24 protein-coding genes are annotated in these 24,473 nt (G+C 72.4%); 12 read left to right on the top strand and 12 right to left on the bottom strand.

Going from position 1 to position 24,473, the window contains the following annotated elements; all coding sequences use genetic code 11:
- The first annotated feature begins 11 nt into the window (after nt 1-11).
- Nucleotides 12-932, top strand: coding sequence for a LysR family transcriptional regulator (locus EV292_RS14160; RefSeq protein ID WP_132909887.1), 921 nt, complete (start codon nt 12-14; stop codon nt 930-932).
- Here the strand turns inward: EV292_RS14160 and EV292_RS14155 are convergent.
- From EV292_RS14155 to EV292_RS14145, 3 genes are all read right to left on the bottom strand, one after another.
- Nucleotides 927-2,243, bottom strand: a complete 1,317-nt coding sequence (locus EV292_RS14155) for an MFS transporter (protein WP_132909886.1) — start codon at nt 2,241-2,243, stop codon at nt 927-929. The genes EV292_RS14160 and EV292_RS14155 overlap by 6 nt on opposite strands.
- 29 nt (nt 2,244-2,272) lie before the next feature.
- Nucleotides 2,273-3,220, bottom strand: a complete 948-nt coding sequence (locus tag EV292_RS14150; protein ID WP_132909885.1) for an SDR family oxidoreductase — start codon at nt 3,218-3,220, stop codon at nt 2,273-2,275.
- 142 nt (nt 3,221-3,362) lie between these two features.
- Entirely contained in the window at nt 3,363-4,304 is a 942-nt protein-coding gene (locus tag EV292_RS14145; RefSeq protein ID WP_243693779.1) for an AraC family transcriptional regulator, read from the bottom strand.
- A gap of 81 nt (nt 4,305-4,385) precedes the next feature.
- Here EV292_RS14145 and EV292_RS14140 point away from each other — a divergent pair, with 81 nt between their 5' ends.
- The 3 genes from EV292_RS14140 to EV292_RS14130 all read left to right on the top strand — a co-directional run bounded on the left by EV292_RS14140 (nt 4,386) and on the right by EV292_RS14130 (nt 6,312).
- The gene (locus EV292_RS14140; RefSeq protein ID WP_165927118.1) at nt 4,386-4,568 is read left to right on the top strand and encodes a hypothetical protein; all 183 of its coding nucleotides are present in this window, start codon (nt 4,386-4,388) and stop codon (nt 4,566-4,568) included.
- 326 nt (nt 4,569-4,894) lie between these two features.
- Nucleotides 4,895-5,485 (top strand): glutathione S-transferase, encoded by a 591-nt coding sequence (locus EV292_RS14135; RefSeq protein WP_132909883.1) that lies wholly within the window; start codon nt 4,895-4,897, stop codon nt 5,483-5,485.
- Nucleotides 5,486-5,586: 101 nt separating this feature from the next.
- Nucleotides 5,587-6,312 carry a YafY family protein gene (locus tag EV292_RS14130; protein ID WP_132909882.1) on the top strand — a complete coding sequence of 242 codons (726 nt, stop codon included), beginning with the start codon at nt 5,587-5,589 and terminating at the stop codon, nt 6,310-6,312.
- Here EV292_RS14130 and EV292_RS14125 read toward each other — a convergent pair.
- The 6 genes from EV292_RS14125 to EV292_RS14100 form a co-directional block, all read right to left on the bottom strand.
- Nucleotides 6,282-7,091 carry a MetQ/NlpA family ABC transporter substrate-binding protein gene (locus tag EV292_RS14125; RefSeq protein WP_132909881.1) on the bottom strand — a complete coding sequence of 270 codons (810 nt, stop codon included), beginning with the start codon at nt 7,089-7,091 and terminating at the stop codon, nt 6,282-6,284. The two genes, EV292_RS14130 and EV292_RS14125, sit on opposite strands and share 31 nt — an antisense overlap.
- Nucleotides 7,092-7,099: 8 nt before the next feature.
- Nucleotides 7,100-7,765 (bottom strand): methionine ABC transporter permease, encoded by a 666-nt coding sequence (locus EV292_RS14120; protein ID WP_132909880.1) that lies wholly within the window; start codon nt 7,763-7,765, stop codon nt 7,100-7,102.
- A complete protein-coding gene (locus EV292_RS14115; RefSeq protein ID WP_132909879.1) occupies nt 7,762-8,490 on the bottom strand; it encodes an ATP-binding cassette domain-containing protein in 729 nt (242 codons plus the stop codon). The genes EV292_RS14120 and EV292_RS14115 overlap by 4 nt, the downstream gene beginning before the upstream one ends.
- Nucleotides 8,487-9,506 (bottom strand): LLM class flavin-dependent oxidoreductase, encoded by a 1,020-nt coding sequence (locus tag EV292_RS14110; RefSeq protein ID WP_132909878.1) that lies wholly within the window; start codon nt 9,504-9,506, stop codon nt 8,487-8,489. Before EV292_RS14110 ends, EV292_RS14115 begins: the two co-directional genes overlap by 4 nt.
- A complete protein-coding gene (locus EV292_RS14105) occupies nt 9,503-10,414 on the bottom strand; it encodes an alpha-L-glutamate ligase (RefSeq protein ID WP_132909877.1) in 912 nt (303 codons plus the stop codon). Before EV292_RS14105 ends, EV292_RS14110 begins: the two co-directional genes overlap by 4 nt.
- A gap of 283 nt (nt 10,415-10,697) precedes the next feature.
- Entirely contained in the window at nt 10,698-11,924 is a 1,227-nt protein-coding gene (locus EV292_RS14100) for a DUF1996 domain-containing protein (protein WP_165927117.1), read from the bottom strand.
- Between the two features lie 346 nt (nt 11,925-12,270).
- Between EV292_RS14100 and EV292_RS14095 the strand changes: the two genes are divergently transcribed.
- The 8 genes from EV292_RS14095 to EV292_RS14060 all read left to right on the top strand — a co-directional run bounded on the left by EV292_RS14095 (nt 12,271) and on the right by EV292_RS14060 (nt 19,821).
- Nucleotides 12,271-13,158, top strand: coding sequence for an SGNH/GDSL hydrolase family protein (locus EV292_RS14095; RefSeq protein WP_132909875.1), 888 nt, complete (start codon nt 12,271-12,273; stop codon nt 13,156-13,158).
- A gap of 415 nt (nt 13,159-13,573) precedes the next feature.
- Nucleotides 13,574-14,728: a response regulator transcription factor gene (locus EV292_RS14090; protein ID WP_132909874.1), complete on the top strand. Its 1,155-nt coding sequence runs from the start codon at nt 13,574-13,576 to the stop codon at nt 14,726-14,728.
- 198 nt (nt 14,729-14,926) lie between these two features.
- Entirely contained in the window at nt 14,927-16,339 is a 1,413-nt protein-coding gene (locus EV292_RS14085; protein ID WP_132909873.1) for a hypothetical protein, read from the top strand.
- 60 nt (nt 16,340-16,399) lie between these two features.
- A complete protein-coding gene (locus EV292_RS14080; protein WP_132909872.1) occupies nt 16,400-16,780 on the top strand; it encodes a hypothetical protein in 381 nt (126 codons plus the stop codon).
- Nucleotides 16,777-17,505: a C39 family peptidase gene (locus EV292_RS14075; protein WP_132909871.1), complete on the top strand. Its 729-nt coding sequence runs from the start codon at nt 16,777-16,779 to the stop codon at nt 17,503-17,505. Before EV292_RS14080 ends, EV292_RS14075 begins: the two co-directional genes overlap by 4 nt.
- Nucleotides 17,502-18,188, top strand: a complete 687-nt coding sequence (locus EV292_RS14070) for a hypothetical protein (RefSeq protein ID WP_132909870.1) — start codon at nt 17,502-17,504, stop codon at nt 18,186-18,188. The genes EV292_RS14075 and EV292_RS14070 overlap by 4 nt, the downstream gene beginning before the upstream one ends.
- The gene (locus EV292_RS14065) at nt 18,188-19,531 is read left to right on the top strand and encodes a transporter (protein WP_132909869.1); all 1,344 of its coding nucleotides are present in this window, start codon (nt 18,188-18,190) and stop codon (nt 19,529-19,531) included. Before EV292_RS14070 ends, EV292_RS14065 begins: the two co-directional genes overlap by 1 nt.
- A 98-nt stretch (nt 19,532-19,629) precedes the next feature.
- Entirely contained in the window at nt 19,630-19,821 is a 192-nt protein-coding gene (locus tag EV292_RS14060; RefSeq protein ID WP_132909868.1) for a hypothetical protein, read from the top strand.
- Between the two features lie 46 nt (nt 19,822-19,867).
- Here EV292_RS14060 and EV292_RS14055 read toward each other — a convergent pair whose 3' ends face one another.
- The 3 genes from EV292_RS14055 to EV292_RS14045 form a co-directional block, all read right to left on the bottom strand.
- Nucleotides 19,868-21,400 (bottom strand): aminoacyl--tRNA ligase-related protein, encoded by a 1,533-nt coding sequence (locus tag EV292_RS14055; protein WP_132909867.1) that lies wholly within the window; start codon nt 21,398-21,400, stop codon nt 19,868-19,870.
- A gap of 52 nt (nt 21,401-21,452) precedes the next feature.
- The gene (locus EV292_RS14050) at nt 21,453-22,805 is read right to left on the bottom strand and encodes a DUF6683 family protein (protein ID WP_132909866.1); all 1,353 of its coding nucleotides are present in this window, start codon (nt 22,803-22,805) and stop codon (nt 21,453-21,455) included.
- 130 nt (nt 22,806-22,935) lie between these two features.
- Entirely contained in the window at nt 22,936-24,375 is a 1,440-nt protein-coding gene (locus EV292_RS14045; protein WP_132909865.1) for an MATE family efflux transporter, read from the bottom strand.
- Between the last annotated feature and the right edge of the window lie 98 nt (nt 24,376-24,473).

The raw sequence follows: 24,473 nt of genomic DNA, 5'->3' as shown, positions 1-24,473 counted from the left end.
AAAGGGCACCAATGGCGGACGTCAGCCTCACCGAGCTCCGCGCCTTCGTGCTGGTGGCGCAGCACCGCAGCTTCCGCCGCGCCGCGGACGTCGCCGGGGTGGCGCGTCCGACGCTGAGCCACGCGCTGCGCGGGCTGGAACAGCGGCTCGGCGCGCGGTTGCTCCATCGCACCACGCGCAGCGTCGCGCTGACCGAGGCGGGCGAGCGGCTGCTCGCGCGGCTCGCCCCCGCGCTGACCGACCTCGACGAGATGCTCGGCGCGGTCGGCCCCGACCGGGACGGGATCAGCGGCACGCTGCGGATCAACGCCAACGAGGGCGGCGCGCGCTGGCTGCTGCGCCACGCGGTGCCCGCCTTCCTGGCGCGCCACCCGCGCGTCGCGCTCGACCTCGCCACCGACGGCCGGCTGGTGGACGTGGTCGCGGCGGGGTTCGACGCCGGCGTGCGGCTGCGCGAGGCGGTGCCGCAGGACATGGTGGCGGTGCCGTTCGGGGGCGACACGCGCTTCGTCGCGGTGGCCGCGCCCGCCTATCTCGCCGCGCACGGCGCCCCCGACACGCCCGCCGCGCTGGCGCAGCATCGCTGCATCCGCCAGCGCCTGCCGAGCGGCAAGGCCTATCGCTGGGAGTTCGCGCGCGCCGGCGAGGACGTCGCGGTGGACGTGCCGGGCGCGCTGACGCTCGATCACAGCGGGCTGATGGTGGAAGCGGCGACGGACGGGCTCGGGATCGCCTTCGTCCCGACGCCCTATGCGGCGGAGGCGGTGCGCGCGGGGCGGCTGGCGGTGGTGCTCGACGATTGGTCGCCGCGGATCGGCGGGCTGTGCCTCTATTATGCGCGCAACCGCCAGACGCCCGCGACGCTGCGCGCCTTCGTCGCGGTGGTGCGCGCGTGCGACGCCGCCGCCGACACGGCCGCGCCGCCGCTATAGCGCCACCGCGCGCCTTCGCGCCGCCGCGAGCCGCCGATCGACCCCGAGACAGGCGACCGCGGTGGCCGCGCAGGCGAGCGGGACGACGAGCAGCGCGACGCCGAGCCCGTTCGCCACGCCGGCGTCGCGCGCGCGATCGCTCACCGCGCCGACGATCAGCGGCCCCAGCGCGGGGCCGAGCAGCCCCGAGGCGACCAGCGCGAGACTCGACGCCATCGCCTCGCTCCCCGCGCCCGCGACGCGATGCGCCGCACCGAAGGCGAACGGCAGCGTGAAGGCGAACGCGAACATCGCGGGGGTGAGCAGCAGGATGGCGAGGCGGCGGTCGGGAACGAACAGCGCGGCGGCGGTCGCCCCCGCGGCCAGGAAGAAGGCGAGCGCGGGCGCGCGCAGCAGCGTCGGCGCCCCGGCGCGCACCGCGGCGTCGAAACCGCGCCCGCCCAGCAGCGTCCCGACGATCCCCAGCCCGCCCTGCAGCAACCCGAAGGCGAGCCCCGCCTGGGTCGCGCTCAGTCCGTGCGCGCGGATCAGGAAGGTCGCGGCGAAGGCGTAGAAGGGGGCCGAGGCGAAGCCGATGCACACCGCCGCGACCAGGATCGCGCGAAAGGCGGGCAGCGCGACGAGCGCGCGGCTCGATCCCGCCCCCGGCGCGCCCGCGACGGTGCGCGCGACGCGCGGCGCCGGTCCCGCCGCGACATAGGCCAGCAGCCCGACGATCGCGCCCAGCGCGCCCGCGCCCAGCAGCACCGCGCGCCAGCCGTGCGCCTCGCTCAGCGCACCCCCCGCGCCGAAGCCGATCATCGTGCCCAGCGGGATCCCCATCGAGAAGATCCCGATCGCGAGCCCGCGCCGCGCGGGCGGCAGCCGCCGCGCGATCAGCGCGTGGCTCGACGGCATCGCCCCCGCCTCGCCCAGCGCGACGCCGAAGCGGCTGGCGGCGAGCGTCGCGAAGCCGGTCGCCAGCCCGCCCAGCGCGGTCATCGCGCTCCACACCGTCGCGCAGGCCAGCAGCACCCCGCGCGGCGAGCCGCGATCGGCGAGCCGCGCCATCGGCAGCGACAGCAGCGCGTAGCACAAGGCGAAGGCGATCCCCGTCATCAGCCCGATCTGCGTGTCGCTGAGCGACAGATCGGCGCGGATCGCCTCGGCGAGGATGAAGGGCAGCATGCGGTCGATCTGCGCGATCAGGCTCACCAGGAAGAGCGCGCCGAGCAGCAGCGCGGCGCGGCGCCCCGCGAACGGCGCGGGGCCGGCGGCGGGGTCGATCGTCGCGCGCGCCGCGCTCGGGTCCGGCGTGTCGGTGCGTGTCATGGCTCTGGCGCTCGCGCGGTGAGGGAGGATCAGGCGTAGGCCGGCGCGGGGATCGCGCGCGGCACGGCGAAGCGGATCCCGGCGAGCCGCTCCGATTCGTCCCACAGGCGCGCCGCCACCGCCTCCTGCGTCGCCGCGGCGGGGACGCGCGCCGCCGCGGGATAGCCGCGCAGCTCGGCGAGGCCGTCCGGCCCGTAATAGCCGCCGGGCTCCGCCCCCGGCGCGGTCGCCGCGAACAGCGTCGGCAGCGCGCCGCGCGCGACCGGCTGGAACAGGAAGGGCAGATAGGTGCGCACCAGCCCCTGCACGCTGCGCGGCCCCGCGCCATTGTGGATCAGGTCGGTGCGCGCGATCCCGGGATGCGCCGCGATCGCGCTGACGCCCCAGCCCGCGGCGCGGCTGCGCCGCTCGAACTCGCGCGCGAACATCAGGCAGGCGAGCTTCGACTGGGCGTAGCTGGCCATCGGACGATAGTCGCGCTCCGCCTGCAGATCGTCGAAGTCGATCCGCCCGCGCGTCGCCGCGATGCTCGACACCGCCACCACCCGCGCCGCGGGGGCGCGGCGGAGCAGCGGCAGCAGGTGCGCGGTCAGCGCGACATGGCCGAGATGGTTGGTGCCGAACTGCAGCTCGTATCCGTCGGCGGTGAGCCGCCGCACGGGCGGCACCATCACCGCGGCATTGTTGACGAGGATGTCGAGCCGGTCGTCGCGCGCGGCGACGCGCTCGGCACAGGCCGCGACCGAGCCGAGATCGGCGAGATCGCATTGCTCGAACCGCACGCTCGCGCGCGGCGCCGCGGCGCGGATGTGCGCGACCGCGGCGGCGCCCTTGCGCGGATCGCGCCCCGCGACGATCGCGTCGCAGCCCGCGCGCGCCAGCGCGAGCGCTGCCTCCAGCCCCAGTCCGCCGGTGCCCGTCACCAAAGCGACGCGGCCGTGCTGCGGAACGATGTCGGACATGGTCCAGCGGGTCATGGGAAGTCTCCGTCGAGGTCGTTGCGAGGGCGTCGACGGCCAACCTATGCCCGTGCCGGGCGATCACCATGCCCGAAGCCGGGGATTATCTGCCCGATCCTCCGAGACAGCACGTCCGACCGGCGCGCGCGCCGGCGACCCCTCAGCGCGCGGTCGCCTGCGCGAGCAACTCCTTGAACATCATGACGTCGCGCTTGGGCGCGATCCCGAACGAGCGCGTATATTCGCGGCTGAACTGCGACGCGCTCTCATAGCCGACATGATAGGCCGCCTCCGACACGTTCGCGGCCTCGGACAGCATCAGCCGGCGCGCCTCCACCAGCCGCAGCTGCTTCTGGTACTGGACCGGGGACATCGAGGTCATCGTCTTGAAATGGTGGTGGAAGGACGAGGGGCTCATGTTCGCCACCTCGGCCAGTTGCTCGACCCGCAGCGGCTCGGCGAAATGATCGCGCACGTAATGGATCGCGCGCGCGACCCGCTCGGCATGCGTCTCGGGCGCGGCCAGCTTGGCGATCTCGGCGCCATAGGGGCCGGTGAGCAGCCAATAATGGATCTCGCGCAGCAAGGCGGGGCTCAGCACCGGGATCGCGCCGGGATTGCCCATCAGCCGGACGAGCCGCGTGAGGCATTCGGCGAGCTGCTCGTCGACCTGGCCGACGAAGATCGAGGGCGTCGCGGCGGCGCTCCGCGGCGGCGCGGGCACCTGCTGGAGCAGCTCGCGCAGGATCGCGGTGTCGAACTCGATCGTCATGCCGAGATAGGGCGTGTCGGGCGTGGCGCCGACCATCCGCCCGCTCGCGGGCACCTCGACGTTGACGATCAGGCATTCCATCTCGCCGTAATCGAGCGAGCTGTCGCCGAACATGATCTGCTTCGCGCCCTTCAGGACGATGCAGAGCGACGGCTTGTAGACGTTCGGCACGGGCATGATCGTCTGGAACGAGCGCACCAGCAGCACGCCGGCCATGCCGGTATCGAACCGTCCCTGCCCGCCGCCGCGCGACTCCATCAGCTCCAGCGCCGCGGCCATCAACGCGGGGGGCGTGTGGCGCCGCCCGTCGCGGCTCGGAGGAAAAGGCAAGATTTCTGCGGTATTCGCCATTCTGGTCATCGACCATCCCTTCTAGCTTGAGCGTGCCAGATCAAGCGAAGAGGTTCGACTATGTCACGTCTGACGAAGACGTCAACAGATGTTTCCGCATCATCGTCCCGGCCGGCGCGACGATCACTCAGCAACAATACAGACATATGGCGGCTGGCCTATGTCTATCCGCGCTTCGTTCTTCTGTCGCCATTGTTCGATGCCGAGCGATGGCAGCAGGCGACACTGGCGACGCCGCGCTGATCGGCGCCGGCCACGCCGATCATTGATCCCGCAAGGCGGCGATCGCGCTACCCGTCGTGAAGAGCCGCGGTGTGGATCAGCGGCGTGCTCCGGCGAACGCCGGAGCCCAGGGCCGCGAGGATAAGGTTCGTGGCGCTGGGCTCCTGCGTCCGCAGGAGCACCGTCGTGGTCCAAGCGCGGTCGCCCAGCCTCTCGCCACACCTCCTCCGGGCTCCGGCGTCTCCTCGTCGGGGAGCCGGTCGCCGTCGTCACGCTGCTGCCACCACGCTGGCAGCAGCCCCCCGCTACCGCTTGCCTGACGGCCATCCCGGCCGCGGAGATCACCGATGCTCACGCTCTTCCACGCCCCCCGCTCCCGCTCGAGCCGGATCGTCTGGCTGCTCGAGGAGCTCGGCGCGCCCTATCAGCTCCGCTACGTCTCGATCCGCTACGGCGACGGCAGCGGCGACGGCCCCGATCCCGCCAACCCGCACCCCGACGCCAAGGTCCCCGCGCTGCGCGACGACGCCGCGCTGGTGACCGAGAGCGCCGCGGTCGCGACCTATGTCGCCGATCGTTTCCCCGCCGCCGCGCTCGCCCCCGCGATCGGCGACGCGGACCGCGGCGCCTATCTGACCTGGCTGAGCTGGATCGAGGGCGAGTTCGGCCCCGCCATCTTCGCGCGCATGGCCAGCCCCGACGGCCCCGCCCCCGCCGCCTTCGCCGCGGCGCTGCGCCGGCTCGACGCCGCGCTCGCCGCCGGCCCGTTCCTGCTGGGCGAGCGGTTCAGCGCCGCCGACGTGATGCTGGGCGGCACGCTCGGCTGGGCGCGCCACCTGCTGCCGCAGGACGGCGCGATCGCGGCCTATGCCGCGCGGCTCGCCGCGCGCCCCGCCTTCGCGCGCGCCGCCGCGCGCGACGCGGTGCCCGTGGCATGACGCGGCGCGACCTGTGGCTCGGCGCGCTCGGCTTCACCGCCACCGCGCTGTGGCTGCTGCTGCCGCTCGCCGGCGCGGGGGTGGCGGGCTAGAAGAGCGCGATGCGCCGCGCCGACCGCCTGTTCGAGATCGTCCAGCTGCTCCGCCGCGCGCGCGCGCCGCTCACCGCCGACGCGATCGCCGCCGAGCTCGAGACCAGCCGCCGCTCGGTCTATCGCGACATCGCCGCGCTGGTGGCGCAGCGCGTGCCGATCCGCGGCGAGGCGGGGATCGGCTATGTGCTCGATCGCGGCTTCGACATGCCGCCGCTGATGCTCACCTCGGACGAGGTGGAGGCGGTGGTGCTCGGCGCGCAATGGGTGGTCGTCCATGCCGACGACGGGCTCGCGCGCGCCGCCGCGGACGTGCTCGCCAAGATCGCCGCGGTGGTGCCCGAGCGGCTGCGCGCCGCGATCGACGAGCCCGCGGTCATCACCCCGCCGGCGTGGAGCGAGCGCGGCGACGCGGGGGTGGATGTCGCGCGGTTGCGCGCGTGGAGCCTCCAGGGGCGCAAGCTGCGGATCGCTTATGCCGACGCGGGCGGCGCGCCGAGCGAGCGGACGATCTGGCCCTTCCTGGTCGGCTATATGGACGGCAAGCGCGTGCTGATCGGCTGGTGCGAGCTGCGCGCGGGCTTCCGCATGTTCCGCACCGACCGGCTGGCGCGCGTCGACTTCCTCGACGAACGCTATCCCGAGCGGCGCGCGGTGCTCCGTCGCCGCTGGCTGACGATGATGGCGGAGCGCCGCGCCGCGGCTCAGAAGGCGGGCAGCACCGCGCCGGCGTAGGTCTTCTCGATATAGGCGCGCGTCGCCGGGCTGCGCAGCGCCGCGATCAGCTTGCGCACGCGCGGGTCGTCGGCGCTGCCGGGGCGCCCGACCAGATAATTGACATAGGGCGAGTCCTTGTCCTCGATCGCGAGCGCGTCGCGGACCGGGCTGAGCTTGGCGTCGAGCGCGTAATTGGTGTTGATCAGCGCCAGGTCCACCTCGCCCAGCACGCGCGGCAGCGTCGCCGCCTCGAGCTCGCGGAACTGCAAGCCCCTGGGGTTGGCGGCGATGTCGCGCAGCGTCGCGAGCGGGTCGGCGGGGGCGCGCAGCCGGATCAGCCCCGCTTTCTGGAGCAGCTGGAGCGCGCGCCCGCCGTTGCTCGGCTCGTTGGGGATCGCCACGCTGGCCCCCTGCGGCAGCTGCGCCAGAGCCTTCCAGCGGCGCGAATAGGCGCCCAGCGGCTCGACATGCACCCCCGCCAGCGGCACCAGCCTGGTGCCGCGCTCGCGGTTGAACTGGTCGAGATAGGGCTTGGTCTGGAAGTAGTTGACGTCGATCTGCCCCTGATCGACCTGGAGGTTGGGCTGGACGTAATCGTTGAAGACGCGGACGTCGAGCGTCACCCCCTGTTTCGCCAGCTCCGGCGCGACCTGCGCCAGGATCTCGGCGTGCGGCACCGCGGTGGCGGCGACGGTCAGCCGGTTCGGGTCACTCCGGCCGCCGCCGCACGCCGACAGCAGCAGCGCGGGGAGCAGCAGCGCCGGCACGAAGCGGGCGAGATGACGACGCAGGATCATGGCCTTCCTCAACGATGGTCGAGCCGGCGCGCGAGCCGGTCGCCGGCATATTGTAGCAGCTGCACGAGCAGCACGAGCAGCGCGACGGTGACCAGCATCACGTCGGTCTGGAAGCGCTGATAGCCGTAGCGGATCGCCAGGTCGCCCAGCCCGCCCGCGCCGACCACCCCCGCCATCGCGGTGAACGACACCAGCGCCACCGCGGTGACGGTCGCGCCCGACACCAGCCCAGGCAGCGCCTCGGGCAGCAGCGCGCGCGTGACGATCTGCCAGCGCGTCGCCCCCATCGCCTGCACCGCCTCGACCGTGCTGCGCGGCACCTCGCGCAGCGCCTGCTCGACCAGCCGCGCGTAGAAGGGCGCCGCCCCCACCACCAGCGGCGGGATCGCCCCCGCCACCCCCAGCGAGGTGCCGACCAGCAGCATCGTCAGCGGGATCATCACGATCAGCAGGATCACGAAGGGGATCGAGCGCAGCACGTTGACCACCACGCCCAGCGCGCGGTGAAGCCCGCCGCGCGCGGCGAGCTGCCCCGGCGCGGTGAGATGCAGCAGCACGCCGAGCGGCACGCCCAGCGCGATCGTCAGCGCCAGCGACCCGCCCAGCATCACCAGCGTGTCGCGCGTCGCGACCAGGATGTCACCCCAGACGATGTTGGCGAAGAAGCCGCTCATGCCGCATCCCCCAGCAGCGCCAGCGTCGCGGCGAGGCGCGCGTCGGCGAACACCGTGTCCACCGCGCCGCTCTCCACCAGCCGCCCGCGGTCGAGCACCGCCACCCGGTCGCACACCGCGCGCACCACCTCCATCTCGTGCGTGATCAGCACGATCGTCAGCCCCAGCTCGCGGTTGAGCTCGCCCAGCAGCGCCAGCACCGCGCGCGTCGTCTCGGGGTCGAGCGCGCTGGTGGCCTCGTCGCACAGCAGGATATCGGGCGCGGTGGCGAGCGCGCGCGCGATGCCGACGCGCTGGCGCTGCCCGCCCGACAGCCGCGCGGGATAGGCGTCGGCGCGCTCGCTCAGCCCGACGCGCGCGAGCAGCGCCGCGACGCGCGCCGCGCGCTCGTCGCGCGCCACCCCGGCGAGCTCGAGCGGCAACGCCACGTTCGCCGCCACGGTGCGGTGCGCCAGCAGCCCGAACGACTGGAAGATCATGCCGACGCGCCGCCGCAGCCGCCGCAGCGCGCGCGCGTCGGCCTGCGCCAGCGCGATGCCGTCGACGCGCACCTCGCCCGCGCTCGGCCGCTCCAGCCCGTTGATGAGGCGCAGCAGCGTCGACTTGCCCGCGCCCGACCGCCCGATCACGCCGAACACCGACCCGCGCGGCACCTCCAGCGACACCGCGTCCAGCGCCGCGGTGCCGTCGGGGTAGAATTTGGAGACGCGGTCCAGCGCGATCATGCGGTGCCCATCACCTGCGCGGCGAACCGCTCCATCTCCTCCGCCTGCGGGCTCATCTGGAGCAGCAGCAGGTCGAGCCCGGCGCCCTCATAGTCCGCGATCCGCTGCCGCAGCTGCTCGGGCGTGCCCACCAGCCGCGGGCGCAATCCGCGGTTGGACACCGAATATTCCTGCAGCTTGAGCTCGCGCTCGAGCTGGGTGCCCGACAGCCACTGGTCGAAATTGTCGTAGCCCGCGGGCAGATCGGTGACGGTGGTGATCCGCTCCAGCTCGCGCTGCGCCTCGGCCTCGCTGTCGCGCACGATCGCATAGGCCGCCATGCCGAAACGCATCGGCGCGGCGCCCTCCACCCGCGCGCGGCGCGCGCGCATGTCCGCGATCTTGGGCGCGATCGCCGCGACCGGATCGCCGTGCATCACATAAGCGTCGCACTGCGTCGCGATCATCGTCTTGGCCGTCTCGCTCTCGCCCCCGGCGTAGACGATCGGGCGCGCCACCGGCTTGGGCGCGCAGATCGCCGCCTCGGTGCGATAGAAGCGACCGTCGAAGCTGAACCGGTCCTCGCGCCACAGCCCGTCCACCACCGCCAGCCACTCGGCGGTGCGCGCGTAGCGATCGTCGTGCTGGTCGAATGGGAGGCCGTATTGCTTCGCCTCGTCGGCCCACCAGCTCGACACGACGTTGAGCGACAGCCGCCCGCCGGCGATCCGGTCGATATTGGCGGCGGCCTTGGCGAATAGCGCGGGATGGTGGAAATTGGGCCGCACCGCCACCATCAGCTCGATCCGCTCGGTCACCGCGGCCAGCGCCGCGGCGGTCGACCAGGCGTCGAGCGCTGGCTGGTCGATGCCCTTGATGTCGTTGAGGTTCAGCTCGGCGATCAGCGTCAGGTCATAGCCCCAGCGCTCAGCGTCGCGCGTCAGCCGCCGCGCATAATCCCAGCTCGCGCTCATCCCCTCGTCGCGGACGTTGCGCAGCCAGCCGCCGAACACGGGCATCCAGAAACCGTATCTCACGCGCGCGCCTCGTCGATCACCGCCACCAGCCAGTCGACCAGCCGCTCGTGCGGGTCCCAGCCGAGCACGGTCAACGGGTCGGCGACGAAATTGGACAAGGCGTTGATGTCGTAGAAGCGCGCGATGCCGTCGCGATCGTCGACCAGCACCTCGACCCCGCCGACGTCGATCCCCGCCGCCGCGACGATCGCCTCGGCCGCCTCGACCAGCGCGGGGGCGGGCTCGACGCGGCTCATCGTGATCGCCGCGCCGCCGGGCAGCGCGCAGGCGTCCGCGGGGCACAGGTCGAAGCTGCCGCCGCCGTCCACCGCGATGGCGTAGAGGAAGCGCCCCGCCAGCGTCTCGATCCGCGTGATCGCGCCGCCGCGCACCGGGACATATTCCTGCGCCAGCAGCACGCGGTCGATGCTGTCGGGCACGCTGCCCCCGGCCACCGCCGCGGTCAGCGCCTCGGGCGTGTCGTAGCGCGTGATCCCCGCGCCCGAGCCGCCGATATTGGCCTTGACCACGATCGGGAAGCGCAGCCCCGCCGCCGCGGCGGGCAGATCGGCGGCGCGATGCACCGACCGCGTCGCGGGGATGGCATGGCCCAGCCCGGCGATCAGCGCGAGCTGGCGCGCCTTGGACGAATCGAGCGCGAGCGCCCCGGCGCCGTTGAGCACGCGCGCGCCGCGCGCCTGCCATTGCGCCAGCACCGCGGCCGCGTGGAAGATCGGATGCTCGGGCGCGCGCAGGAAGCTCGACATCGCGATTCGGTTGAACACGACGCGCGCCGGTGGCGGCGCCGCGGGATCGACCGCGAGTCCGTCCGCGGGCAGCGCGACATAATCGACCCCGCGCCGGTCGAGCGCGGCGAACAGCGGCGCGAACCAGCGCGGATGTTCATAGAGGATGGCGAGATCGGTCATGCGGCTCCTGCGCGGGACAAGCGCGCCTGCTAGCCGCGTCGCGCGCGGCTGGGGAGCGCACTTCGCCTTCGCCGCCGCTTAGGGCAGCTATGGACGCGGGCGCGCCGGCGCCCGGCCCGCGGCTTTGTCCCACATCGACACGCGCGCGGCGCAGCGCCGCCGATTCGCCGTTCGTTCAGACGGTATCATCGGATATGAACGCCGCGCCGTCATGGCGGCACTGGGCCGTGCGGAACTCCCTTGGTTCACCACGACGCACGGCCCTTTTATCGAGGCGGCGCGCTCAGCTCTTCGGGCGCGGCGGCACCGCCACCAGCCGCCGCTTGGTCTTCCAGTCGAACGGCCCGACCTGTTTCAGCGTCATGCCATTGCCCAGGTCGCCGCCGCTGCAATTGAGCAGCTTGGCGATGCAATGGTCGGTCCACATCGCCATCACCTCATCGTCCCAGGCGCCGAACCAATCGGCGTGGAAGGTGGAGCCCGCGGGCATCCGCTTCATCCCCGGCATCTCGTCCGACGACAGATACCAGTCCGCCGCGCCCGCCTGGTCGACCGAATACCAGGCACCCATGGTGAAGGTCGGCACCGCATAAGGATGGGTCGAGGGGCAGCGATGCACCCCGTTGCTGCCATAGCCGGGACGCGCCATGTGATCGCGGTGGTTGGCGCTGTCGAGCCGCTGACCGTCCCAGCAATCGGGCGCGACGATCACCGCGCCCAGCCGCGCGCCGGCGGGACAATGCGCCGCCGCCTCGGTGATCGTGTCGTAATGGCCCGACTGCGCGCCGGGGCCGTCGCAGTTGAAGTAAGCGGCATGTTCGGTGGCGCGATGCGCGACCATGTCATAGCCGAAGATGATCCGCAGCCCGCGCGGCAGCGCCGCACAGCCGCGCGCCGCCATCCGCGCGCAATCCTCCGGGCGCGCCAGTCGCTTGTAATAGATGGTGACGTAGTCCGGGCGGACGACATGCCCCTTGCCGTCGAGCATCGCGGGCATCCAATAGGCCGAGCGATTGGCGACGTTCATGCACGTGCTCTCGCCGCTGCGGCGCAGGCTCTCATAGGTCGAGTGCGCGTCCGCGGCGGTGTTGCCGAACCATTGGTGGAGGTGGCTCTTGCCGGGCTGGCCGGGGAAGACGATCGGGTCGTCGTAGCTCACCTGCCCCGGCTGGCAGATGAAGCGGAACGCCCCCGCCACGTCGGGCGCGGCCGAGGGCGGGATCACCCCGGTTCCCGCGGTCGGCTCGAGCAAGGCGCGCGGGCGCACCGTCGAGGCGACCGCGGCGGGGACGCGCAGCACGTCCTCGGTCGGGCGCGCGCGGACCAGGTCGCCGTGCGGCGTGCCGCCTGCCACCGCGGTGTCGGAGGCGGGATCGGTCAGCGCGGCGGTGCGCGGCGCGGGGCCGCGCAGCTCGTACACCGCCTCGTCGGCGCGCAGCCCCGAGTCGCGCTGCGCCACCGCCGTCGCGCTGGCGACCAGCAGGAGACCGAAGAGGAGGCGACGATACACGAATTCTGCTCCCAGGGACCGTCGCGCTATACCGCCGCGCCGCCGCCACGACAAACGCCGCGCGGCCGCGACGCGGGACAGTCGCGCGCGACGATAGCGTGGCGGCCGCTCGAGGCCGGACCCGGGCCGCTCGGCCCCGGACCGATCGGGGCCGGGTGATCGGAACCGGGTGACCGGGGCGAACCGATCGGGGCCGGAGTAATCTTGATACGCGGCGCGCCCGTGCGCGCCGCGCGTGGCTTCATCCTTGCTTAACCTTAATGGCTCATCGACACTCGCCATCAGTCATCGCCGCGCCGTCGGCCGCCCCGCGCGGCGCGGCGTCGGCCCAGCGGGACATGCGTGCATGACGTCCTTCCCTGACCCGATCCGCCCCGCCGCTCCGCGCCGGTTCCCGCGCGCGGCGCTCCGCCACCTGTTCACCGGCGCGGTGCTGCTGTGCTTCCCCGCGTGCGGCGACGCCGCGGCGCGCGACGGCGGCCCGTCGGGCGCGGTCGCGGTAGTCCCCGCCGCCGCCGCGGCGACGCCGACCCCCGCGCCCAGCCCGACCCCCTCACCGACCCCGAGCCCCGCGCCGAGCCCGTCGCCCACGCCGAGCCCCAGCCCCACTCCCAGCCCCACCCCGACCCCGCCCCCCACTGCGGCGGGGCTGAGCGGCATCGTCGCGGAAGGTGACTCGATCTCGGTGTTCTGGGCGGGCTCGTACACCGGGCTGTTCGCCGCGGCGCATCCCAAGGTGACGTTCCACGGCAATGCGGTCGGCGGCGCGCAGATCACCGACGCGCGCAACGGCAACGGCCTGGTCCAGCGCCTGCCCCAGCTCGTCGCGGAGAAGCCCGCGATCGTCACCATCCTGATCGGCGCCAACGATCTGGGCGGCAGCGGCTATGTCGGCGCGGGCGGCTGGCTCGACGATCTCTGGTCCTATGTCGCCGCGGTGAAGGCGACCGGCGCCAAGGTGGTGGTGGGCACGGTGCTGCCGATCTGCCTGCCGCAGTTCGCCGATTATCACCGCCGCCACATGGAGCGGCGCCCGATCGCCAATGCCGAGATCCGCGCCTCGGTCGGCACCAGGATCGACGGCGTGTTCGACCTCGCCGCCGATCCCGTGATCGGTCCCGACGCCGCCGCCTGCGACAAGAGCTGGTTCGGCGACGGCCTCCACCCGACCGACGCGGGGCAGAAACGGATGGCCGCGATCTACACCCGCGCGGTGGAGCCGCTGCTGCGCTGAGCCGCTGTTGCCGCGCGGGGCGGCGGTTGTAGGGGGCGCCCCGCCGCGCGCAAGCGACGCATCGCGCGCGGGCCGCGCCGATCGCGCCGCGCGCGGCGGTGCCGACGACCCGCCCGGCAGCGCCGGCCGCGGCGTTCAGAAATGGAACAATCCGTGGTTTTCCATTCCGTTGGCACGGCGAGTCGGCGCAGGCTCGATCTGGTCAGGGACGGCCGCGACTCGCGTTGACACGTCCCGTTTCGGGAAGCCGCACGGGCATGCAGCAGCTTGCCGCGGTGCGATATTGGCTCATGCTGCTGGCCCGACCCGATCCAATCACGGGATGAACGACGCACCGAACCACATAGACGAGCGACAACCACCGCATCGAACGCGGGGCGGACCGGAAAAACCGGCCGGATAACAGGAGAGAACCATGGTCAGCGTCCTGCATACCTCGGCCATCGTTCCGATGGCCGAGCGGAGTTACGTCCAGACCTGCGCCGCCGCCGCGCCTCCCCATCTCGACCATCATCTGCCGCCGCGCGACGACGGCGACCCGGTCGCGCAGGTCGCGCGCGAGGTCGCGCGCCTGCTCGAGGCCGACGGCGTGCTCGTCACCTGGAGCGCGACGCCCGGCGCACGCCCGGTCGCGCTCTACGCCGCGGGCGCGTGCGACTCGCGCGAGCAGATCGAGGCGCTGGTCACCGCGCTGGCGGGGCGCGGCCACCCGGGCGAGTCGCCGGTCGGCTGGGTCAGCCCTGGCGTCCCGGGCGACGCCGCCGCCGGCGCGGTGCTGACCGCGGACATTCCCACGACGCAGGGCGTCATCACCGTCACCTCGCTGTTCCACCGCCTCGGCGACGGGGCGCGCACGCGCGCGCGTGACGCCGCGGCGCGGCTGCTGCCGCTGCTCCACCCCGTCTTCGGGCTATGGGCGCAGCGCGCCCGCGCGCTGGCGCAGGTGCGCGGGCTGACCGACGCGGTCAACAACAGCGACGTCGGCGTTCTGCTGGTCAACACGCGCGGGCAGTTGATGTTCGCCAATGCGGTGGCGGAGGCGCTGATGGAGCAGAATGACGGGCTGCGCCGCAGCGGCACCTTGCTCAGCGCGAGCCGCTTGCCCGACACGCTGCGGCTCCAGGCCGCGCTCGACCATGTCATCGGGGGCAGCCCGATCAGGGCGCGCAACGAGGTCGCGCCGACCGCGCCGGTGATGGCGCTGGCGCGCGCCGACCGCCGCCCGCTGCTGGTCGCGATCGTCGCGAGCGACACCGCGCCGCGCGGCGCCGAGGATTGCGCCGCGATCGCCTATGTGTTCGATCCCGAGCAGGACCTGCGCCGGCTGATCGAGCCCGCGTGCAAGATGTACGGCCTGTCGCCAGTGGAGACGCGACTCGCCAGCCTGTTGGCGGACGGCACCAGCCTGGCCGAGGCGGCCGGCGCGATGCACGTGCGCGAGCAAACCGCGCGCTCCTATCTCAAGCAGATCTTCCTCAAGACCGACACCAACCGCCAGGCCGAGCTGGTGTGGCTGATGCTGAAGAGCGCGGTGCGGACCGCGCCCGCGTGCCGCACGTCGTTCGTCTGAACAACCCCTGAACGAGGGGAGCCGGAATCCCCGTTCCGGGGCACGGGAATCCCTTAAGTCGGGGCAGAGTTAAGAAAGGGTTACCATCATACCCGAGGGGTACCGAACGATACGGTGCCGCACCGCTCCTCCGCCGGCAGACCCGTCGCACGGACCAACAGGGGGCGTGGCGATCACATCTTAGCGAGGATGGCCGTCATGAAAGCTCAATTGTTCCGTTCCTGCTCCGTCGCCGCGCTGCTGATCGCGGCGCCCGCCATGGCGCAGACCGCCGACCCCACCAACAGCGCGGGCGGTGGCCAGAATGCCGCCGCGGGCGGATCGACCGCGAGCAGCGACCAGTCGGTCACCGACAGCTACAACGGGGGCAACACCGACAGCTCGACCCACGATGCGTCGAACAGCTCGACCAATGACTGGTCGAACAACTCCACCAACAGCTCGGACAGCTCGAACAACTCGACCACCGACGCGTCGAACAACTCGGTGAACACCGCCGACAGCAACAACGACAGCTCGAACAACTCGACCACGGATGCGTCTAACAATTCGACCAACACCGCCGACAGCAACAATGATAATTCGCAGATGGCGGACAATTCGAACAATTCCGTGACCGACAACTCCAATAATTCGGTCAATACGGCTGACAGCAACAACGACAATTCGTCGATGTCGGACAGCTCGAACAATTCCACCACGGACAATTCGAACAGCTCGACCACCGACAACAGCAACAACTCGACCAACACCGCCGACAGCAACAACGACAATTCGTCGATGTCGGACAGCTCGAACAATTCGACCACCGACAATTCGAACAATTCGGTCAATACCGCCGACAGCAACAACGACAGCTCCGACAATTCCACGTCGGACAGCTCGAACAACTCGATGACCGACAACTCGAACAACTCGGTCAACACCGCCGACAGCAACAACGACAGCTCGGACAATTCGACGACCGACAACTCCAACAACTCGATCAACACGGCCGACAGCAACAACGACAACTCGTCGACCACGAACACCGACAACTCGAACAACTCGACCTCGGACAGCTCGAACAATTCGACGTCCGACAGCTCGAACAACTCGACCACCGACAATTCCAACAACTCGACCAACACCGCCGACAGCAACAACGACAACTCGAACAGCTCGGTGAACGACAGCAACAACGACAATTCCGACAATTCCGTCAACGACAGCAACAACGACAGCTCCGACAATTCGGCGACGGACAGCAACAACGACAATTCGGACAATTCGACCGACAATTCGGTGCGTCACAGCAACAACGACAGCTCCGATCATTCGATCGTGCTGAGCGGCAGCTCGGGCTCGACCGCGACGGCGTCCAACTCGAACGTGTTCGGCGACAGCGCGATCGTCGCCAGCTCGACGCTGTCGAGCTACGTCACCGGCGTCTCGGTCAACTTCCGCGGCGGCGAGGATGGCACGCCCGGCGCGGCCAACCAGCTGAGCAACAGCGGCGGCGCCTTCCAGAACTATGCGGGCATGCAGGCGCTCAACCAGAACACCGGCGTCGGCGCCTCGCAGAACGCGAGCGTGTCGGTCGCGGTGTCGACCGGCGACGTCGCCTTCTGACGAACGGGCGGGCCGGCGGCACCCTCGCCGGCCCGCTTCCCCGATGCGAGGAGCCACAATATGCCCCGCCTTTCTCTGATCCCCCCGCGCTCGGCGCTGCTGCTGCTGGTGGTGGTGGCGCTGGCGTCGCCGCTCGCGCTGGCCGCGCCCGCCGCGGCGCAGACCGCGGCGGCCGCGCCGTTCGACGCCGACACGCTCGACGAGGCGGCGCTGGGCGCGATCGCGGGACGCGCGGACACGCGCCAGAGCGCGCTCGCCGAGCAGAATGCGGGCGTCGCGCACAACAGCGTGGGCGACAATGTCCGCACCGGTGACGCGCGGATCGACGGCCAGGCGTTCCAGAACATGTCCGGCCTGTCGGTGCTGAGCGTCAACACCGGCAACAACGTCGCGATCAACGCGGCGATGAACGTCACCATCGCGCTCGCGCCGGCCCCATGAGCCGGCGCGCGCGCCTCGTGTCTCTCGGCGTGGCCGCGACGCTGGTCCACGCCACTGCGGCGTGCGGGGGCGATGTCTCCCGCACGTCGCGCTTTGTCGGGGGCGCGGGCGCGGGGCCGGTGGGCGACTATAGCGTGCCGGTGCGCTCGATGGCGGAGCGGCGTTTCGACGGCATCGTGCGCCAGCGCTTCGATTTCAGCTGCGGCTCGGCCGCGCTCGCGACGCTGCTGCGCTTCCACTATGATTTCGACGTGCGCGAGGACCTGGCGTTCCGCGGCATGTGGCTGCGCGGCGACCAGCAGCAGATCCGCCGGCTCGGCTTCTCGCTGCTCGACATGAAGCGCTGGCTCGCCAGCCGCGGGCTCCGCGCGGACGGGTACAAGGTACCGCTGGAGAAGGTGCGCCAGACCGGCGTTCCCGGGATCGCGCTGATCTCGGTGCGCAACTATCGCCATTTCGTCGTGGTGAAGGGGGTCAGCGCGAGCGAGGTGCTGCTCGGCGATCCGTCCAGCGGGGTCAGCGTGATGCCGCGCGCCGCGTTCGAGCGCGTGTGGAACGGCATCTATTTCGTGCTGGCCGACGATCAGGCGCTGGCGCGGTCGCGCTTCAACCGCGACGCGCAATGGCTCGCCTATGCGCGCGCGCCGATCGGCGGGCGCTTCTCGGATCCGGTGAGCCAGCAGGCGCTGGCGATCACCGCGCCGTCCTATGGAGACATATCATGAGCGGGGTGGCGCTGCTGCTGGCGGGGCTGGGTCAGGCGCTGTTCGGCGCGATCGCGCCGGTGCCCGACGCGACGCTGGCGGGCGAGCGCGGCGGCTTCATGCTGCCCGGCGGGATCGACGTCGCGCTCACGGTCCAGACGCAGACCGCGGTGGACGGCGCGGTGGTGCTGCGCACCGTGTTCCAGGCGAGCCAGGGCGCGCCGACGCTGACCGTCTATGCCCCGCGCGCGGGCGAGACGGTCGCCGCCGCGCCGGTGATCGCCGCGCGCGGCGGCGCGGCGAGCGCGCCGACCGTCACCTATGACTCGCGCAACGGGCTCCAGGTCACGCCCGGCAGCGGGGCGCCCGCGCTCGCCGCGGGGGTCGGCACCGCCGCGGCGGCGGCGCTGCCCGCGGGGCTGGAGGCGGTCGCGGGGGGCGCGACCGACCATGGCGTCATCACACAGGGGGGAGAGGGGGGTGTACGGACGGTGCAACTGAGCGGCAGCGATCTGACGGTGACGCATCTGGCGGGCCATGCCTTCGGCTCGGCGATCGCCAATGCGGGCAGCGACCGCACCATCGACACGCAGACCAGCGTCGCGATCGACCTGGGCGCCGCGGGGGCGGAGCTGCTCGCCGGCTCGGCGCTGCTGCGCGTCGGCGAGGTCGCGGGCGCGGCCACCGCGATGAGGGCGCAGTGATGCGGCGCGCCGCGCTCGCGCTGCTCGCCTCCACCATCGTCGCGACCGCGGCCCTGCCCGCCCCCGCGCAGCCGCGCAAGCGACCGCCGCTGCAGCGCCAGCTCGACCAGGCGCTGGGGCTGATCGAGGCGCAGCGCGCGCGGCTCGACGCGCAGGCGGCCGAGCTGGCCGAGCTGCGCCGCCGGCTCGACGACCAGGCGCAGGCGATGGCGCGGGCGGAGGCGGCGCCGCTGCCCCAGCTCGCCGCCGCGCCGCCGCGCGCGCCCGCGGTCAGCGCGGCGCAGGGCGCGGCGCCGGGCGCGCCGGGCGATCCCGCCGGGGTGCTCCAGCCGCCGCTCGAGCGCGTCGGCCAGGCGCCCGAGGACGCCGAGCAGCCGATCCAGCTCGCGGTGCTCGACAGCCAGGCCAGCGTGGTGACGCGCAAGGGCCAGCTCACCGGCGAGCTCCAGGTCGATTACGCGCGCGCCGACCGCAGCCGCGCGGTGTTCCGCGGGGTCGAGCTGGTCGAGGCGGTGCTGGTCGGCGTGTTCGACATCAACGAGAGCCGCCAGGACGTCATCACCGCCTCGGCGGCGCTGCGCTACGGGCTGACCGACCGGTTCGAGCTGGGCATCCGCACGCCGTTCATCCACCGCGCCGATTCCTCGATCATCGCGCCGATCGCGGGGAGCACCAACAACGACCAGGCCGCGACGATCGACAGCTCGGTCAAGGGCACCGGGATCGGCGACATCGAGCTGACCGCGCGCTACCAGTTGCTCAGCGGCGGCAACGGCCGGCCCTTCCTGATCGGCAACCTCCAGGGCGTGATCCCGACCGGCACCAACCCCTTCGCGATCCGCCGCGACGATCTGGGCCGCCCGACCCGCGCGGCGACGGGCGCGGGCTTCTGGGGGATCGCGCCCAGCGTCACCGCGATCCTGCCGAGCGACCCGGTCGTGCTGTTCGGCACGCTGGGCTATACGTTCAACCTGCCGCGCCACGTCGACACGCGGATCCCGCCGGTGGTCATCACCTATGTCGATCCGGGCGACGCGATCTCGGGCTCGGCGGGGATCGGCATCTCGCTCAACCAGCGCACCACGGTCAATTTCGGCTATGCGCACACCTGGTCGTTCGGCACGCGCACGCGCACGATGCTGATCGAGCCGACCGCGGCCTGGCCGGGCGAGCGCGAGACGATCTCGCGCGATCTCCAGATCGGGCGCTTCCTGTTCGGCGTGACCTATCGCGTGACCGATCGCGCCAGCCTCAACTGGTCGGTCGAGGTCGGCGCCACCGAGGACGCCACCGACCTGCGCACCGTGCTGCGCGTGCCGATCGTGCTGCTGACCGGCGGCTGAGCGCGCGCGCCGCGGCGCCGCGGAGACGTCACGTTAACCGCGACGCGCTATCGCGGGGGTTCCCTGCGCCCACGCGGCGCGTCGAACGAGAGGCCAGCGTGACCGACCCCCATTGGTTCCATGTCGCCGCGCCGGTGACGGGCGTCTGTCTGCTCGTGCTCGCGCTGCTGGCCGGCGGCTGGCTGGTGGCGCGGGTGGCGGAGACTCAGCGCGCGCGGCTGCCCCGCCCCGCGGCCGCGCCGCGCGCCGGCCTGTCGCCGCAGACGCGCCGCCTGATGGCGCGCCACTGAGGGCAGCCGCTCCCGCTCCGAAGGGAGAGGGGACGCCCGCCGTCGCTCAATAAGCGCGGCCGACCAGCACGCGCTCCACCGCAGGGTCGCCGGTGAAGACGCAGGCGCCGTCCGCCGGCGCCTGATCGCTCGGCGCGTTGCGCAGCGTCAGCTTGAGCGCCTTGAGCTTCTCCACCACCGCGTCGAGCGCCGCCCCCGTGGGCCGCGCCCATTGCACCTCGAGCCAGCCCGGGTTGCGCGCCTCGGGCGCGAAATGCGCCGCCACCGCGGCCCAGTCGCGCGCCGGGGTGATCCCCGCGCGCAGCCGCGCCGCGGCCTCGTCGTACAGCGCCTGCTGGACCGCCTCGAGCAGAGCGGGCGCCTCGGCGACGAGCGCGTCGCGCGGCATCGCCACGCTGTCGAGCTTGCCGTCGGCGCGGTACAGCCGGTCGCGGCGGATTAGCGAGACATTGCCCGCCGCCATGTCACGCCCGCCCACCTCGATCACCAGCGGCGCGCCCTTCTTCACCCAGCCCCAGCGCTTGGTGGTCGACTTCACCGGCTTGAGATCGAGCAAGGCGCGCAGCGGCTCGCCCAGCGCGCTCTGCCGCGCCAGCGCCTGCTGCAGTTCGCGGCAATAGGTCACCAGCGCCTCGTCCTCGGGCGTGTCGCGCAGCATCGGCACGATCACCACCTGCCACGGCGCGACGCGCGGCGGCACGCGCATCCCGTCGTCGTCGCCGTGGACCATGATCAGCGCGCCGATCGTGCGGGTCGACACGCCCCAGCTCGTCGTGTTGGCCAGCTCCAGCTCGCCCGCGTTGTTCTGGAAGCGGATGTTCTGCGCGCTGGCGAAATTGGTGCCGAGGAAGTGCGAGGTGCCCGCCTGGAGCGCCTTGCCGTCCTGCATCATCGCCTCGATCGAATAGGTCGCGACCGCGCCGGGGAAGCGCTCGTTCTCGGGCTTCTCGCCCGCCACCACCGGCAGCGCGAGGTCGCTCTCGGCGAAGTCGCGGTACACTTCCAGCATCCGCAGCGTCTCCGCGCGCGCCTCGTCCGCGGAGGCGTGCGCGGTATGGCCCTCCTGCCACAGGAACTCGGCGGTGCGCAGGAACATGCGCGTGCGCATCTCCCAGCGGACCACGTTGGCCCATTGGTTGATCAGCACCGGCAGGTCGCGCCACGACTGCACCCAGCGCGCGAAGGCATGGCCGATCACCGTCTCCGAGGTCGGCCGGACCACCAGCGGCTCCTCCAGCTTGGCCTCGGGATCGGGCACCAGCCCGCCCTTGCCGTCGGCGATCAGGCGATGATGGGTGACCACCGCCATCTCCTTGGCGAAGCCCTCGACGTGCGCGGCCTCCTGCTCGAAATAGGAGAGCGGGATGAAGACGGGGAAATAGCAATTCTCGTGCCCGGTCGCCTTGATGCGATCGTCGAGCAGGCGCTGGATCCGCTCCCAGATGCCATAGCCCCAGGGCCGGATCACCATGCAGCCGCGCACCCCCGATTCCTCGGCCATGTCGGCCTCGGCGATGACGGACTGGTACCAGGCGGCGAAATCCGCCTCGCGCGTGACGGGGAGAGCGTGCTTGATCATCGCGCGCCCGTACACGCGAAGCCGGGCGTGCGTAAACCGTCGCGACGCGGGCTCAATCGTCCTTCACGAAGACGCGGTCGCCGATGAAGATCAGATCGGTGTCGAACCGCGCCGGCGTGCCCTCCGAGCCCAGCGCGAAGAACTCGCGCCGCGTCCGGCCACCCGCGTCGGTGAAGCTGATCGTGTGGCGCGCGACGCGATAGCGCCCGCCCGTGGCGGGGCGGCGGCTGTAGGCGGCGACATTCGCCCCGCTCGCGCCCGCGCTCGAGCGGTTGGAGAAGCGCCCGTCGCGGGTGAAGGCGATGTTGGTCTGCGCCGCGATCGCCATCGTGCCGCCCAGCGCCGAATTGCCGCCGCCCGACACGCGCTTGTACGGCCGCTCCAGCGCGCCGCCCGCGGCCTCGGCGGGGAAGGCCTTGAAGAAGCTGCCCTGCTGCAGCCGATGGTCGCTGACCCGCCCGCGCTCGTCGGTGAGCAGGAAGGTGTCGCCCTGGCGCTTCCACTGCCCCCAGGCGCGCGGGCTGCGCGCGCGGCTGGCGGCGAGATCGACGTCCTCCAGCGCAGGCCCCTCCACCTCGTAATAGCGCCCGTCGCGGAACAGCACGATCGGCTCGAAATCCTGGGTCACCACCCCGCCGACGCCGAAGCTGGTGAAGGATTTGAAGTACACCCCCTCCACCTGCGCCCAATTGGCGGCGTGCGCGCCCGGCGTCGCGGGCGCGGCCGGCGGCGCGGGGGCGGCCGCCCCCGCCGGCGCCCCCGCGCCGCCCGCCGCACCGCCGCGCGGGGTGAAGCCCGCCGCGCCGAGCTCGACCTGGCGCAGGTCGACGTGGAGCAGCTCCGCCGCCTCCGCCGCGATCGCGTCGCTCATCCGCTGCCGCGCCGCCGCGCCGCCGCTCGCCACCGCCTTCATCCGCGCGTCGGCGACCAGCGTCTGGAGCAGCATCATGTCGGCCATGTCCTGCTTCTCGGCATCGCTGAGCCGCGCCACGCCGGGGCCGAGCTTCGCCGCGATCTGCCGCGCCGCACCGCGCACCAGCGCGGGATCGGTCTGGCGCCCGACGATGTTGTTCGTCGCCTCCCAGGCGGTGACCCAATAGGCCGCGGTCATGTCCGCGACATCGTCGGGGCGGATCCCCAGCCGGCGGAACTCGGGGGCCAGCAGCGTCAGCAGGTCCTGCTTGAAGGACGGCTCCAGCGCGGCGCCGAGCGCGGGCGACTGGCGGCGATAGGCCGCGATCAGCTTGCGCTTGTTGGCCTCGAACCGCGCGGGGTCGCGCGTGAAGCGGGTGGCGGTCGCGCCCGCGTCGCTCGCACCCGGCCGCTGCGGCGTCGCGGCCGCCGCGGACATCGTCGCCGCCAGCACCATGCCCATCGCCAGCCCGGCGCCCCGCCCGATCCGCATCCGCCGCTCCCGCTCGTCGCCCCGCCAACTTCGCCCGCAGCGTGGCGCAGCGCGCGCGGCGCGCAAGGCGCAGGATCGACGCGACGCGGCGCGCGGTTCGCCCGTCGCGACGGGCCGAGCCGACGCGCGCTCAGCCGAGCGGCATCGACTTGGCGGTGGGCTCGCACCCGGCGAGCGCTTTCTCCCCGGCCTCGTGCGGCGCCACCGGCAGCCCGATCCGCCGCCAGCCGCCGTGCGCATGATAGCCGATCATCAGCAGCATCGACCCGATCGACCCCGCGGGAAAGCTCCACCAGATCGCGTCCGCGCCCCAGCGCGGCGCCAGCCCGGCCGCGATCCCCAGCCGCAGCGGGAACATCGCCACCGCCAGGATCAGCAGCGGGCCGACCACCGCGCCATTGGCGCGCACCGTCGCCGACAGCACCATCGACACGCCAAACAGCACGAAGCTCCACCCCGCGATCAGGTTGATCCGCGCGGCGATCTCGATCGCGCCGCCGTCCTGGCCGAGGAACAGCCCCAGCAGCGGCCGGTCGAGCACCGCCAGCAGCGCGACCAGCGCGCCCGTCAGCGCGACATTGGTGAGGATGCCGACGCGCGTGATCCGGCCGACGCGGTCCCAGCGGCCCGCCCCGATATTCTGCGCCGCCATCGCGCTGACCGCGGCACCCACCGCCATCGCGGGCATCTGGACATAGGTCCACAATTGGTTGGCCGCGCCATAGGCCGCGGTGGTGGCGGTGCCGTGGCGGTTGACCAGCCCCACCATCGCCAGCGCCGAGCCCGAGACAACCAGCATCTGCAACCCGATCGGCACGCCCTTGACGACGATCGTGCGCAGCAGCGCCGGATCGGGCAGGACGTAGCGCAGCTCCGCGCCGCGCAGCCGGATCGGCAGGTCGCGGCGATAGATGAAGGCCAGCAGCGCGAGCAGCGACACGCCATTGGCGAGCAGCGTCGCCAGCGCCGACCCCGCGATCCCCAGCGCCGGCACCGGCCCCAGCCCGCGGATCAGCAGCGGGTTGAGCGCGACGTCGAGCAGCGCGGCGAGCGCCATGAACTTGAGCGGGGTGATCGAGTCGCCGGTGCCGCGCAGCGCCATGGTAAGCAGCACCGACAGGAAGCCCGGCGGCATCGCCACGAAGATCACGCGCAGATAAGCGAGCGCGAGCGGATAGACTTCCGCCGGTGTGGCGAGCAGCCGCAGGATCGCGGGGGCGGCGAGCCACCCCACCCCCGTGGTCGCGAGCGACAGCAGCGCGAACAGCCCGACCGAGGTGCCGAGCACGCGCCGCACCGCGTCCATGTCGCGCCGCCCCATGTTCTGCCCGATCAGGATCGTCGCCGCCATGCCGAAGCCGAACACCGCGGCGACCAGCAGGAACATGATGATGTTGGCGTTGGTGGTCGCGGCCAGCGCGCGCTCGCCGAGGAATTGCCCGATCCAGATCGCGTTGATCGATCCGTTGAGCGACTGGAGCACGCTGGAGGCGAGCGTCGGCAGCGCGAACAGCAACAGCGTGCGCCCGATCGGTCCCTCGGTCAGATCACGTTGCGGCGCGCGCGCCATCGGCCTCTCCCCTGCGGATCGCCGCGCTGTAGGCCGGAACGGCGCGGCTTCCTACCTTTCGTCGCGGCGGGGCACGCTTCGCGCCCCACGCGGCGCGA

Source organism: Sphingomonas sp. BK235 (assembly GCF_004345855.1).
Lineage (GTDB): Bacteria > Pseudomonadota > Alphaproteobacteria > Sphingomonadales > Sphingomonadaceae > Sphingomonas.
Note: the sequence above shows the minus strand (reverse complement) of the source record. Positions and strands in the feature narration are given on the sequence as shown.

What these genes read in the sequence shown, in the direction of transcription:
- EV292_RS14160 (WP_132909887.1), top strand. Translation starts at nt 12, where the DNA reads ATGGCGGACGTCAGCCTCACCGAGCTCCGCGCCTTCGTGCTGGTGGCG.
- EV292_RS14155 (WP_132909886.1), bottom strand. Translation starts at nt 2,243, where the DNA reads ATGACACGCACCGACACGCCGGACCCGAGCGCGGCGCGCGCGACGATC.
- EV292_RS14150 (WP_132909885.1), bottom strand. Translation starts at nt 3,220, where the DNA reads ATGACCCGCTGGACCATGTCCGACATCGTTCCGCAGCACGGCCGCGTC.
- EV292_RS14140 (WP_165927118.1), top strand. Translation starts at nt 4,386, where the DNA reads ATGTCACGTCTGACGAAGACGTCAACAGATGTTTCCGCATCATCGTCC.
- EV292_RS14135 (WP_132909883.1), top strand. Translation starts at nt 4,895, where the DNA reads ATGCTCACGCTCTTCCACGCCCCCCGCTCCCGCTCGAGCCGGATCGTC.
- EV292_RS14130 (WP_132909882.1), top strand. Translation starts at nt 5,587, where the DNA reads ATGCGCCGCGCCGACCGCCTGTTCGAGATCGTCCAGCTGCTCCGCCGC.
- EV292_RS14125 (WP_132909881.1), bottom strand. Translation starts at nt 7,091, where the DNA reads ATGATCCTGCGTCGTCATCTCGCCCGCTTCGTGCCGGCGCTGCTGCTC.
- EV292_RS14120 (WP_132909880.1), bottom strand. Translation starts at nt 7,765, where the DNA reads ATGAGCGGCTTCTTCGCCAACATCGTCTGGGGTGACATCCTGGTCGCG.
- EV292_RS14115 (WP_132909879.1), bottom strand. Translation starts at nt 8,490, where the DNA reads ATGATCGCGCTGGACCGCGTCTCCAAATTCTACCCCGACGGCACCGCG.
- EV292_RS14105 (WP_132909877.1), bottom strand. Translation starts at nt 10,414, where the DNA reads ATGACCGATCTCGCCATCCTCTATGAACATCCGCGCTGGTTCGCGCCG.
- EV292_RS14095 (WP_132909875.1), top strand. Translation starts at nt 12,271, where the DNA reads ATGACGTCCTTCCCTGACCCGATCCGCCCCGCCGCTCCGCGCCGGTTC.
- EV292_RS14090 (WP_132909874.1), top strand. Translation starts at nt 13,574, where the DNA reads ATGGTCAGCGTCCTGCATACCTCGGCCATCGTTCCGATGGCCGAGCGG.
- EV292_RS14085 (WP_132909873.1), top strand. Translation starts at nt 14,927, where the DNA reads ATGAAAGCTCAATTGTTCCGTTCCTGCTCCGTCGCCGCGCTGCTGATC.
- EV292_RS14080 (WP_132909872.1), top strand. Translation starts at nt 16,400, where the DNA reads ATGCCCCGCCTTTCTCTGATCCCCCCGCGCTCGGCGCTGCTGCTGCTG.
- EV292_RS14075 (WP_132909871.1), top strand. Translation starts at nt 16,777, where the DNA reads ATGAGCCGGCGCGCGCGCCTCGTGTCTCTCGGCGTGGCCGCGACGCTG.
- EV292_RS14070 (WP_132909870.1), top strand. Translation starts at nt 17,502, where the DNA reads ATGAGCGGGGTGGCGCTGCTGCTGGCGGGGCTGGGTCAGGCGCTGTTC.
- EV292_RS14065 (WP_132909869.1), top strand. Translation starts at nt 18,188, where the DNA reads ATGCGGCGCGCCGCGCTCGCGCTGCTCGCCTCCACCATCGTCGCGACC.
- EV292_RS14055 (WP_132909867.1), bottom strand. Translation starts at nt 21,400, where the DNA reads ATGATCAAGCACGCTCTCCCCGTCACGCGCGAGGCGGATTTCGCCGCC.
- EV292_RS14050 (WP_132909866.1), bottom strand. Translation starts at nt 22,805, where the DNA reads ATGCGGATCGGGCGGGGCGCCGGGCTGGCGATGGGCATGGTGCTGGCG.
- EV292_RS14045 (WP_132909865.1), bottom strand. Translation starts at nt 24,375, where the DNA reads ATGGCGCGCGCGCCGCAACGTGATCTGACCGAGGGACCGATCGGGCGC.